We start from the raw sequence: 11,559 nt of genomic DNA on the forward strand, positions 1-11,559 counted from the left end.
CACACCCCCCACCTCAGGGCGAGGGCGTCCCATTCGGCCAGACACAGGGCGTACTGACGTTCAGCGAGAGATCGTGGCTTTCGTCCGATACTCCGTTGAGGACAGCGACGAACTTGTCCTGGGGGTTCTTCAGCTTCACCCAGTCAAAGGTGGCCTCCGGGGCCATCTCGAAGCCCTTCCCCATCAAAAGAGTACGAAAGGCAGCAGCGGCTTCCGTCCTGGTCGCCATCGGAACGGCCCCGAATCCGTATCTGCGCGAGGTCTGCTTCCTACCGCGCGGGCCCACATCATTGGATTCGCAATAGGAATCGAGGAATTCGCCCGACTGGCTTGAAAGCGGCTTGACGGGGAGCTTCGCCAGGATCTCCGCCAGGTAGTCGTCGGCCTGGGCCTTGGCCTGATCCAGCGTGATCGTAGGCTTCCTTCGCTCCGGAATGGTTTCCACCCCACAGGCAGTCAGAGCGAGCATCGAGGTCGCCATCACAGCTGTGACGGCCACCCATCCGGGCCGTGAGAGGGATTCGGACGCACGCCCGGCGATTCTCATCATTTCCTTCCAGCAATGATCTCTCCCATGACCCGGAGGGAGACCGAGTTGGGGTTCCAGTAGTCGGAATGGCCCGTTCCGGGGCCGGTCGGGATCACCCGTGCACCAAAGTCGGGATTCATGGGATCCCGCCCGTGAATCAGGTGATGGTCGGGGTTCCGAACAAGGCCGTGCCAGGATCCGATGTTGTTTCCGGCGTTGCTTGCCAGCTTGTCGGCGGCCAGAGGGGGCGCCATGTCGATCTTGTCGACATCCCCCTTCGCAACGAAGACACGCGACGGATCGACGCCGAGATCACGGGCATGCTCGACGCCGGCTCCAGGGCTGGCGATCAGGACGACGTTGTCGACCGGCAGGCCTTTCTCACGCAAGGCATAGCCGGCCGTGGTGGTCCCATAACTGTGGGCGAGGATCGTATTGTTCGACGCAGCCCCCTGATGGGTGGCACGAAGGCCCGTCTCGAAGCCGTGCAGGCTGTTCGCGGCGTTCTTCGCATAGCTGTCCTCCGTCGCCTCCGGGACGATCGACTGCGGCGCGTCGTATCCGACCCAGGTGATGGACGACGTGGTCTTCGACCTCCCGTTGGCCTCGTTGGCCGAGGCGACCATCCGGTCCGACCGGACGATGTCACCGTCGATGCTGCCGAGCCGCGCTCCAGTGCCGGGAACGTAGGTCGAGACGTTGTCCGCGGTGTCGGGGTTGTTCACCGCGACGATGGCGTGACCGTTGCCCTTGGTGTCGAAGCCGAGGAGGTAGGTGGGCGGATGCTCCTCATCGACCCGGGTCGTCAACCGCTTCTCGATGGCACTCACACCGACGAGCTGCTCCTGCAGCAGGGCCTTCCGCCTCTCCCACTCGTCGTGGGCCGGGTTCGAGACGGCGCCGTTCATTCCCGCGACCTTCGCGGGCGGCTCGGGACCCAGGTGGTCGAGCTGGGACTGGAGGTCCAGCTTCGCCTGCTGAAGGGTGATGCGGTTGGCCCGGTCGCGGTCGACCGCCGGGATGCCGTCGAGGTTGCCGATCCGGTCGGGGTGGTCCCGGGTGAACTTCTGCCGCTGGTCCTCGGTGAGGCCGCTCCACCACTGCTTGACGCTGTTCGGGTCGGTGCCCGCGACGGGTATCCGCTCGCGGGCGGTCTCGGCGGCCAGGTCCTGCGCCACGGTGGCGGCGTTCAGCCCGGTGCCGTTGCTCGCGTTGGCCGCCAGGTGGTTCAGCCGCGCGCTGATCTCCTGGTCGGCGCGGACCGCCTCGTTGAGTGCTGCCGTGATGCGGTTGCTGATCGCTATTGCGCTCGTCTCGGCGCCGGTGCCGGCGAAGTTCGGGGAGGAGGGCTCGTTGTCCCACGTGATCCGCCCGTCGGGGGCCACGTTGAGCTTCGCGTTCTTGGCGTCGTCGAGGGCGCCGACCAGGTGGGACTGGGCCAGCGCGAACTGTTCGGCGGCGTTGGCCAACGCCTTGCCGACGAACGAGAGTTCCTGGCGAGCGGCCTGGAGCTTGCCGCCCAGGTCGGTGATGCGGCCGTGGGCCGTGGCGGAGGTGGGGCCGGTCCAGTGCGAAGCGCTCAGCCGGTCGGCCACCTCGTGCTGCCAGGCTTCCACGTGCTGTCCGAAGGCGGCGGCCAGGGCGTCGAAGGCGTTCTTCGCGTTGGTGATGTTGTTGAGGTTGGCGTTGTAGAGGCTCGTGATGTCCATCGGCTACTGGGCTTTCCGCTCTGCGGCGGCACGGGCGACGGCGGTGGCGGTGGAGTTCTCGCCGGCCAGGACCGTCCCGAAGGGATCGGTTCCCGCCGCCGGGGTCGCGCCGCCCTGAGCGGTGCCCGCCGCGCCGCGGAGGTGCCCGTAGGCGCTCTGCTCCCCCTGCTGGTAGGAGACCGCTGTCTGGACGAGCTTGGAACCGACGTCCGACATCTCGCCGGAGAGCTTGTCCAGCAGGGTCTTCCAGTTCGTGGCGCAGTTGTGGATCGCGGTTGCCGTGAGCCAACCCTGAAGCGTCGCAGCGGCCCTGTCGCTCGGTGCGACGATCTTCGTCGTCTCCCCCGGCACCTGTCCCGCTATGTGCTGGGCGGTCTGCCCGCAGCCGGCCAGTGCTGCCGGATTGACCTTGAACTCCGAAGCGAGATCGGGATTCGGCACGGTTCCCCCCTGTGCGTCGTCTCAGCGTGGTGATGCCCAGATCCTGCCGGACCCGCCCGGTGGTGCGCATGAGTTCTCGTACTCAGGTGCGCATCGACCGGCCCGCGAGCACGCGGCGCGGCCCCTCGACTCGGAGGAGTCGAGGGGCCGTTGGGCGCTGCCGGTCGTATCCGCGTCAGCTCTCGTCGCCGTTGCGGCGGCGGCGGGCGAGGAAGACGAGGGCGCCGCCGAGGACCACGACTCCGCCGCCGGCGGCGGCGATCACCGGGGTGGCGTCGCTGCTACCGGTCGAGGCGAGCACCTGGACGGTCGGCGTCGAGGTGGGCGTCGGGACCGGGGTCGCCGTGCGGGTCGGCGTCGGGGTGGGCGTCCGCGTGGGCGTGGGGGTCGGGGTGGGTGTCGCCGTCCGGGTGGGGGTCGGCGTCGGGGTCGGGGTGACGGTGCGCGTCGGGGTCGGGGTCGGCGTCACCGTCGGAGTGGGGGTGGGAGTCGGGGTGGGCGTCGGTGTGGGAGTCGGCGTCGAGGTGGGAGTCGGCGTCGGGGTCGCGCAGACCTCGATCGTCTTCGTCTCCGTCTTGTTCCAGTCGTTGTTCTTCGGGTCCTCGGTGGTGGTCACCACGAAGGTGGCGCTGATCGGCGCGGTGTGCGCCTTCACCGGGAACGTCTGGTGGAACTCCTTGCCGAACTCCTTCTGGTCCAGCACCTTCTCACCGTCGACGGTGAGGCTGACGGCGTTCTTCACGCCCGTCGCGTCGCTGTAGTCGGTCAGATCGATCACGATCTTGTCGCAGGTGACCTGCCAGACCGGCACGTGTGCCGAGGCGCTCGTGGCCAGGGCCAGCGGCAGCAGGACGGCTGCCGCCGCCGCCCCCGCGAGTGCCGCACTGCTGATGCCGATCTGCCGCCGCTGTCGCGCCATTTCGTTGTCCCCTCCGAACGGTCTTGTGCAGCAGGCGTGTTGAGTGGATCAGCGGTGGCCCGCTACGACTGTCCGGGGGACTCTACCGGCACGTCCACGTCCCTCTACACCCCACCGCACGACCGGATTTCCCCTGTCCGTCCGGCCTCGGATGTGCACGGAAAGCCCATCACACCCGCGACCTCGGACGACACCGCTTCGGCGAACTCGAATGAACTCCGTCACACCGGCCGAAAACCAGCGGCCCCCGGTGATCGGATTCGATCACCGGGGGCCACCGAGCAGTCGACCCCAGGCGGCTCAGGCCTGGCCGGCCGCCTTGCGGCGACGCGCGACCAGCACCAGCGCGCCACCGGCGGCGATGACGACCGCGCCGCCGATCGCGAGCGGCACGACCGGGCCGGAACCGGTGTGGGCGAGACCGCCCCCGGTGCTGGCCTCGGCCGACGGGCTCGCGGAGGCGGCCGGCACGGCCGCCGAACCCGAGGCGGAGGCGGACGGGCTCGCGGAAGCGCTCGCGCTCGGCTTGGCGCTGCCCGAGGCGGACGGGCTCGCGGAGCCGCCCGGGGTCACCGAGGCGCCCGGCGTGCCCGGGGTGGCCGACGGCGTGCCCGGGGTGCTCGGGGTGCCGGTGGAGCCCGGGGTGCTCGGGGTGGTGGTCGCCGACGGCGTACCAGTCGGCACGACCGGCGGCGGGGTGGTCGGCGGCGTGGTGGGCGGGGTGGTCGGCGGCGTCACCACCGGCAGGCAGCCGGTGAACGGGAAGTGGTGCGTCTCCGCGCCGGCCGTGCCGGTCAGCGAGGCGACGATCACCGAACCGTTGACCGGGCCGCCGCCGGTGGGCTTCGCGCCCCCGACGCCCGGGGTGTTCAGGGAGAACGCGGCGTTCGGCGCCAGCACGGTGCCGGCCCAGGCGGCCGGGCCGTTCTTGACGACCTTGGTCGCGGTCGGGAAGTTCCAGAGCAGCTTGGCGCGGATCGCCCCGCCGTGCGCGCTCTGCAGCTTGTCGTCCAGCAGGTAGGCCTTCTTGCCCTCGTCCCAGAGGTTGAAGCCGGTGGTCTTCGCGGCGGCCATGTCGTACGAGTCACCGGTCACGTTGACCACGGTGACCGAGCCGGCCGGCACCTTCAGGAAGATGTTGGTGGCGCCCTGCAGGGTGGCCGCGCTGACGGTGAAGCTGTTGTACGAGGCGTCGCCGCTGGTCAGGTAGAGGTCCGCGCCCTTGGCCTCGACCTTGGCGGCGGCGGTCTGCGGCGCGGCGGCCAGCTGGACGGAGGCGGCGCGCAGCTTGGTGAACTCGGCCTTGAAGTCGATCGGCGAGGCGCCCTGGCTGATCTTGCCCTGGTGTGCGTCGATGACGGCGCCCTCGGCCTTGGAGCCGTAGATGCCGTTGCCCTTCATCACCTGGGTGTTGTGCCCGGTCACGCGGCCGGCCACGACCAGCGCGTTGCCGCCGGGGAGCGCCTTCACCTGGTCGGCGGTCAGTTCCTGGCCGACCGAGAAGCCGCCGGTGAAGTCGGCGTTGCCGCCGACCGCCACCGCACCCTCGGCGTCCGGCGTGTGGGTGTCGTCGCCCTCGACGAACTCGCCGTAGAGGTTGGCGACTCCGAGGCCCTGGCACTGCTGGCCGGGCTCGGTGGCGTGGGCGGCGGCCGGGGCGATCAGGCCGGCCAGGACAAGGGATCCGCCGAGCGCGAGCGCAGCGGCGGGTACGGGTATGCGCATGTGCAGGATCTCCGCTTACGTGCGGGGGTGGGAGGGGTCCGGAAAAAGGTATGGACCAAGCCGCACTCTTTCGGCCAGATGAGCAATTGGTCAAGACCAATTCCCGCATTGCCCGAACAGTCCCTTTTGTTCCGCCTCGCGGCGGCGGCGTCCTCCGCGGCGGCGCCCCGGGCGAACCGCTCCGCCGCGATCGGCCCGGCGGCCCGGCCCCGCCCCAAGATCGCCCGTAAGGGCGCCTACCATGGACGCCGTGCGTACCACCACCCCCTTCTCCCTGCTCGCCGAGCGCTGGCGACCCTCCGCCGCCATGGTCCGGCGCGCCGCGTTCGCCGCACTGGTGATGAGCGTGGTGATCGTCGTGACCGGCGGCGCCGTCCGGCTCACCGCCTCCGGCCTCGGCTGCACCACCTGGCCCCGCTGCACCGACGAGAGCCTGACGCCGACCCCCGAAATGGGCCTGCACGGCGTCATCGAGTTCGCCAACCGGATGCTCACCTACGTGCTGAGCGCCGCGGTCGGCTGGGCCATCCTCGCCGCCCGCTGCCACCGGCCCTGGCGGCACGGCCTCAGCAAGCTCGGCTGGGCGCAGTTCTGGCTGGTGATGAGCAACGCCGTGCTCGGCGGCATCACCGTGCTGACCGGGCTCAACCCCTACACGGTGGCGCTGCACCTGATCGCCGCGATGGCCCTGGTCTGGGTCGCCCTGCTGATGTGGGAGCGGTCCAAGGAGGGCGACGGCCCGGCCCGCCCGCTGGTCGCCGAGCCCATCAAGCGGCTCGCCTACGTCCTGGTCGGCGTGATCGGCCTGCTGGTCGCCGCCGGGACGCTGGTCACCGGCGCCGGCCACCACCCCGGGACGCCCAAGGACAACAAGTTCGTCCCGCGCATCCCGATCGACTACGACCGCCTCGCCCAGGTCCACGCCGACCTCGCGTTCGTCTCGCTCGGCCTGGCGATCGCGGTGATCTTCGTCTTCGCCGCCGTCAAGGCCCCGCCGGCCGCCCGGGCCCGGGCGCGCGAGCTGCTGGTCGTCCTGCTCCTCCAGGGTGTGCTGGGCTTCGTCCAGTACTTCACCGACGTCCCGGAGCTGCTGGTCGGCATCCACATGCTGGGCGCCACGCTCACCTGGATCGCCGCCCTGCGCATCCCGCTGGCCCTGCGGGTCCGCGAGGACGAGGCCGCCCCCGCGGGCACCCTCCCCGCGTCGGCCACCACCGAGGAGGTCCCCCAGGCCACCACGGTCTGACCCGCCCCGCGGACACCCGAAGGGCCCCGGTCTCGTGGAGACCGGGGCCCTTCGGCGTGCTGGTGCGACCGGGCGGTCAGCCGCCGATCTGGATGCCGGCCATCCGCTTCCACTCGTACGGACCGGTCCTCACCTTCAGGGCGAGCTCGCCCTCGAAGTCGTCGTGCAGGGTGACCCCGGCCAGCTCGGCGGCCCGGCGGCCCACCGCGTAGCTCGGCGCGACCTGGTCGCCCCAGGTGCCGTCCGCGCCGACCACCACGATCCGGGTGGCGACCGCGCCGACGTACTCGACGACGCCGTCGGCGCTGCCGCCGTGCTGCCGGGCGAAGCTGGTGAGGTGCTTGGCGATGCGCTTGGCGCGGCGCTCGGCGCGGGCGTCCGGCGCGGCGGTGGTGGCGGTCTCTGCGCTGCTCATGCCCGCATGCTACCGAGCGGTAGCGGGGCTGGCGACGGGAGCGCGCTGTGCGCCGGGCCACACATCCGGCCACGCCCCGCGCCGCACACCGCGAGCGCGTCGGGCCACACACCGCACGCACACCGCACGCGCGCCGGACCGCGCCACACACCGCGCCGCACCGCACGCCCGGCACACCGGCCCGCACCCGGCGGCGCCCCGGGCCACATACTGGTGGGGTGACCTTCGATGGCTGGCCCGCCGAGGCGCTCGACTTCTACGAGCACCTGGAGGCGGACAACTCCAAGACCTTCTGGCAGTCCCACAGGACCCGGTACGAGCACGCCGTACGGGAGCCGATGGAGCGGCTGCTCGCCGAGCTGGAACCCGAGTTCGGGCCGGGGAAGATCTTCCGCCCCAACCGCGACGTCCGGTTCAGCGCCGACAAGTCCCCGTACAAGACGCACATCGGCGCCCACCTGGCGGCCGGCGGCTACGTCCAGCTCTCCGCCGACGGCCTGGCCTGCGGCAACGGGCTGTACCAGCTCGCCCCCGACCAGCTGGAGCGGTACCGGGCGGCCGTCGCCGAGGACGTCTCGGGCGCCGAACTGGAGCGGGTGGTGGCCCGGGTCCGGAAGGCCGGCCCGCAGGTGGTCGGCCGGGACTCGCTGAAGTCCGCCCCGCGCGGCTACCCCAAGGACCACCCGCGGATCGGACTGCTCCGCCACAAGGGCCTGATCGCCTGGCAGGAGTGGGCCCCCGAGCCCTGGCTGGGCACCCCGGACGCCTACGACCGGATCACCGCCTTCCTGCGCGCCTCACAGCCCCTCAAGGACTGGCTGGACGGCCACGTCGGCCCGTCCGAACTCCCCGCCCGCTGAGCCGTCGAGCACCCACCCGGCCCCGCCCGCCGAGCCGTCGCCCGGCCCCGGTGAACGCGGCCGCCCGCCGAGCAGTCGCCCCGCCCCCGTGAACGCCGAAGGGCCCCGGTCCGCAGACCGGGGCCCTTCACGACGACGCGGGCGTCACGCCGGACTCACTTCACGAACGGGTCCACCGCGATCACCACGAACAGCAGCGTCAGGTAGGTGATCGACCAGTGGAACAGCCGCATCTCCTTCAGCTTGGCGCCCACCAGCCCGGCCTTGGCCCGGGCGTACAGCGCGTGCGCCTCCTTCAGCCACGCGGCGCCCAGCACCACCGCCGAGACGGGGTAGAGCAGGCTGGTGTCCGCGAGCGGCCAGAGCGCCAGCGAGACGAGCACCATCACCCAGGAGTAGGCGACGATCTGCTTGGCGACCGCCAGGTTGCCCTTGATCACCGGCAGCATCGGCACGCCGGCCCGCTCGTAGTCCTCGCGGACCTTCATCGACAGCGGCCAGTAGTGCGGCGGCGTCCAGAAGAAGATCACCAGGAAGAGCACCAGCGCCGACCAGGAGACCGTGTTCGTGACGGCCGCCCAGCCGACGAACACCGGCATGCAGCCCGCGATGCCGCCCCAGACGATGTTCTGCGCGGTGCGGCGCTTCAGTCCGAGCGTGTAGACGAACACGTAGAAGAGGAGCGCGCCCAGCGCCAGGGCGGAGGAGAGCCAGTTGACCAGCGCGCCCAGCCAGAGCGTCGAACCGACCGCGAGGGTGATGCCGAAGACCAGCGCCTCGCGCGGCGACACCATGCCGGTGACGATCGGGCGGCGCTCGGTCCGGGACATCACGGCGTCGATGTCGCGGTCGATGTACATGTTGAGCGCGTTGGCGCCGCCCGCGGAGAGGTAACCGCCGATGACCACCTTCAACACCAGCAGGAGGTCCGGGACACCGCGCTGCGCCAGGAACATCACCGGCACGGTGGTGATCAGCAGCAGCTCGATGATCCGCGGTTTGGTCAGTGCGACGAAGGCGCCGACACGGGCCCCGAACGGCCGTTGCGCAGGCGTCGCCCCGGTGACCCCGGCGGGACGGGATTCGACGGCGGTCACTAACACCCCAACTGAAGATGAATCCTCACAGGCGGCCACCGGAACGTTGTTCCCGAATCGTCCGCTCTGCGCGTACCACGCCACCTTAGACGCTCCATATCTCCCCACCGGCCCCGGGGTGCCCCGGCGAGGCGGAACGCACACCGCCGGGTGAACCCCGCCGCCCCGGCCTGGACCGATGCCCGCGGACCCCTCTCGCGGACCCGCCGGAGCGAGGCCGCCCCCCGCCCGCGCCCCGGAGAGGCGAACCTCCCCAATCCGGGCGAGGGTGGACAAAGGATCCGGCCGCCCGCCCGGGGAATGGCGACCAACATGCCTGAGTTGTCCCACCACGGAGGGTGAGCCCCGGCCCGGACGGTAGGCTCGCCCACAGAAGCGGGATCTACCCTCCGTGACCGGCACCACCCAGCGTCCGGCCCCACCGACGTGGCCGACCCGGTCCCTCACGGGGTCACTCTTCACAATGGAAGGAGCCCTGAGACAGGGTGAGCACGACGCCGAATTCATTCGAGTGGTCCGACCTCGACGAGCGGACGGTCGACACCGCCCGCGTTCTGGCCATGGACGCGGTCCAGAAGGTCGGCAACGGGCACCCCGGGACGGCCATGTCGCTGGCCCCCGCGGCCTACCTGATCTTCCAGCGCTTCCTGCGCCACGACCCGACCGACCCGGCCTGGGTCGGCCGCGACCGGTTCGTCCTCTCCCCCGGTCACACCAGCCTGACCCTCTACACCCAGCTCTACTTCTCCGGCTACGGCCTGGAGCTGGACGACCTCAAGGCCTTCCGGGTCGCCGGCAGCCGCACCCCGGGCCACCCCGAGCACGGCCACACCGCGGGCGTCGAGACCACCACCGGCCCGCTCGGCCAGGGCATCGGCAACGCCGTGGGCATGGCGATGGCGGCCCGCTTCGAGCGCGGCCTCTTCGACCCGGACGCCCCGGCCGGCGAGTCCCCGTTCGACCACACGGTCTGGGCCATCGTCTCCGACGGCGACCTGGAGGAGGGCATCTCCGCGGAGGCCTCCTCGCTGGCCGGCCACCAGAAGCTGGGCAACCTGGTCGCGCTCTACGACGACAACCACATCTCGATCGAGGGCGACACCGAGACGGCGTTCTCCGAGGACGTCCTCAAGCGCTACGAGGCGTACGGCTGGCACGTCCAGCGGGTCACCCCGAAGTCCAACGGCGACATCGACGTGGCGGCGCTCGCCGACGCCCTCGCCGCCGCCAAGGCCGAGACCTCCCGCCCGTCGATGATCGCTATGCGCACGATCATCGCCTGGCCGGCCCCGGACGCCCAGAACACCGCCAAGGCCCACGGCTCCGCGCTCGGCGGCGCCGAGATCGCCGCCACCAAGAAGGTCCTGGGCTTCGACCCGGAGAAGACCTTCGAGGTCAGCGACAAGGTCATCGAGCACGCCCGCCTGGTGATCAAGCGCGGCAAGGCCGCCCGCACCGAGTGGGAGCAGTCCCTCGACGCCTGGCGCGCCGCGCACCCGCAGCGCGCCGCCGAGTTCGACCGCATCCAGGCCGGCGAGCTGCCCGAGGGCTGGAAGAAGGCGACGCCCGTCTTCGAGGCCGGCAAGGCCGTCGCCACCCGCAAGGCCAGCGGCGAGAGCCTGAAGGCCTTCGGCGCGGTGATCCCGGAGCTGTGGGGCGGCTCGGCCGACCTCGCGGAGTCCAACCTCACCACCATCGACGAGGACAGCTCCTTCCTCCCCGAGGGCAACCCGCTGAAGTCGGCGAGCCCGTACGGCCGGACCATCCACTTCGGCATCCGCGAGCACGCCATGGGCTCGACCATGAACGGCATCGCGCTGCACGGCCGGACCCGCGTCTTCGGCGGCACCTTCCTGGTCTTCGCCGACTACATGCGCCCGGCGGTCCGCCTGGCCGCGCTGATGAAGCTGCCGGTCACCTACGTGTGGACGCACGACTCCATCGGCCTCGGCGAGGACGGCCCGACCCACCAGCCGGTCGAGCACCTGGCCTCGCTGCGCGCCATCCCGGGCCTGGCCATGGTCCGCCCGGCCGACGCCAACGAGACCGCCGTCGCCTGGCGCACCGTCCTGGAGCGCCAGACCACCCACCCCGGCCCGGTCGGCCTGGCGCTCACCCGCCAGAACGTCCCCACCTTCGACCGCACGGTGTTCGGCTCCGCCGAGGGCACGGCGAAGGGCGGCTACGTCCTCGCCGAGGCGTCAACCGGCGACCCGCAGGTGATCCTGCTCGGCACCGGCTCCGAGGTCCAGCTGGCCGTCAAGGCCCGCGAGGTCCTGGAGGCCGAGGGCGTCGCCACCCGCGTCGTCTCGCTGCCGTCCTTCGAGTGGTTCCAGGAGCAGGACCAGGCCTACCGCGACAGCGTGCTGCCGCCGTCGGTCAAGGCCCGCGTGTCGGTCGAGGCCGGCATCGCCCAGGGCTGGCGCGAGCTGGTCGGCGACCACGGCCGGATCGTCTCGCTGGAGCACTTCGGCGCCTCCGCCGACTACCAGGTCCTCTTCGAGGAGTTCGGCCTGACCGCCGAGCGCGTCGTCGCCGAGGCCCACAACGCGCTGCGCTCGCTGGAAGCCGTCAACCGCTAGCGGCACCCGCCGGCCGGGCGCACCGACCGCACACCG

At 71.3% G+C, this 11,559-nt stretch carries 10 protein-coding genes; 3 read left to right on the forward strand and 7 right to left on the reverse strand.

Annotation, left to right across the window (positions count from 1 at the left end; genetic code table 11):
• Window positions 1-13 precede the first annotated feature (13 nt).
• The 5 genes from AC067J_RS31370 to AC067J_RS31390 form a co-directional block, all read right to left on the reverse strand.
• Window positions 14-481 carry a hypothetical protein gene (locus tag AC067J_RS31370; protein ID WP_478304931.1) on the reverse strand — a complete coding sequence of 156 codons (468 nt, stop codon included), beginning with the start codon at window positions 479-481 and terminating at the stop codon, window positions 14-16.
• 65 nt (window positions 482-546) lie between these two features.
• Window positions 547-2,238: an alpha/beta hydrolase gene (locus tag AC067J_RS31375; protein WP_478304933.1), complete on the reverse strand. Its 1,692-nt coding sequence runs from the start codon at window positions 2,236-2,238 to the stop codon at window positions 547-549.
• Window positions 2,239-2,241: 3 nt separating this feature from the next.
• A complete protein-coding gene (locus AC067J_RS31380) occupies window positions 2,242-2,679 on the reverse strand; it encodes a WXG100 family type VII secretion target (RefSeq protein ID WP_478304935.1) in 438 nt (145 codons plus the stop codon).
• Window positions 2,680-2,854: 175 nt separating this feature from the next.
• Window positions 2,855-3,598, reverse strand: a complete 744-nt coding sequence (locus AC067J_RS31385; RefSeq protein ID WP_478304937.1) for an LAETG motif-containing sortase-dependent surface protein — start codon at window positions 3,596-3,598, stop codon at window positions 2,855-2,857.
• Window positions 3,599-3,898: 300 nt separating this feature from the next.
• Complete coding sequence (locus tag AC067J_RS31390; RefSeq protein ID WP_478304939.1) at window positions 3,899-5,323, reverse strand: choice-of-anchor A family protein; 1,425 nt, start codon at window positions 5,321-5,323, stop codon at window positions 3,899-3,901.
• A 241-nt stretch (window positions 5,324-5,564) separates the two neighbouring features.
• Between AC067J_RS31390 and AC067J_RS31395 the strand changes: the two genes are divergently transcribed.
• Window positions 5,565-6,569, forward strand: coding sequence for a COX15/CtaA family protein (locus AC067J_RS31395; protein ID WP_478304940.1), 1,005 nt, complete (start codon window positions 5,565-5,567; stop codon window positions 6,567-6,569).
• A gap of 76 nt (window positions 6,570-6,645) precedes the next feature.
• Here the strand turns inward: AC067J_RS31395 and AC067J_RS31400 are convergent, their stop codons facing one another.
• Window positions 6,646-6,984, reverse strand: a complete 339-nt coding sequence (locus AC067J_RS31400) for a hypothetical protein (RefSeq protein WP_478304942.1) — start codon at window positions 6,982-6,984, stop codon at window positions 6,646-6,648.
• A 218-nt stretch (window positions 6,985-7,202) separates the two neighbouring features.
• Here AC067J_RS31400 and AC067J_RS31405 point away from each other — a divergent pair, with 218 nt between their 5' ends.
• Window positions 7,203-7,844 carry a DUF2461 domain-containing protein gene (locus AC067J_RS31405; protein WP_478304944.1) on the forward strand — a complete coding sequence of 214 codons (642 nt, stop codon included), beginning with the start codon at window positions 7,203-7,205 and terminating at the stop codon, window positions 7,842-7,844.
• 155 nt (window positions 7,845-7,999) lie between these two features.
• Here AC067J_RS31405 and AC067J_RS31410 read toward each other — a convergent pair whose 3' ends face one another.
• Window positions 8,000-8,941 (reverse strand): heme o synthase, encoded by a 942-nt coding sequence (locus tag AC067J_RS31410; protein ID WP_478304946.1) that lies wholly within the window; start codon window positions 8,939-8,941, stop codon window positions 8,000-8,002.
• 485 nt (window positions 8,942-9,426) lie between these two features.
• On the opposite strand from AC067J_RS31410, the gene tkt reads away from it, so the two are divergent.
• The gene (tkt, locus tag AC067J_RS31415; protein ID WP_478304948.1) at window positions 9,427-11,523 is read left to right on the forward strand and encodes a transketolase; all 2,097 of its coding nucleotides are present in this window, start codon (window positions 9,427-9,429) and stop codon (window positions 11,521-11,523) included.
• Window positions 11,524-11,559 lie beyond the last annotated feature (36 nt).

This window comes from Kitasatospora sp. NPDC042419, assembly GCF_056437345.1.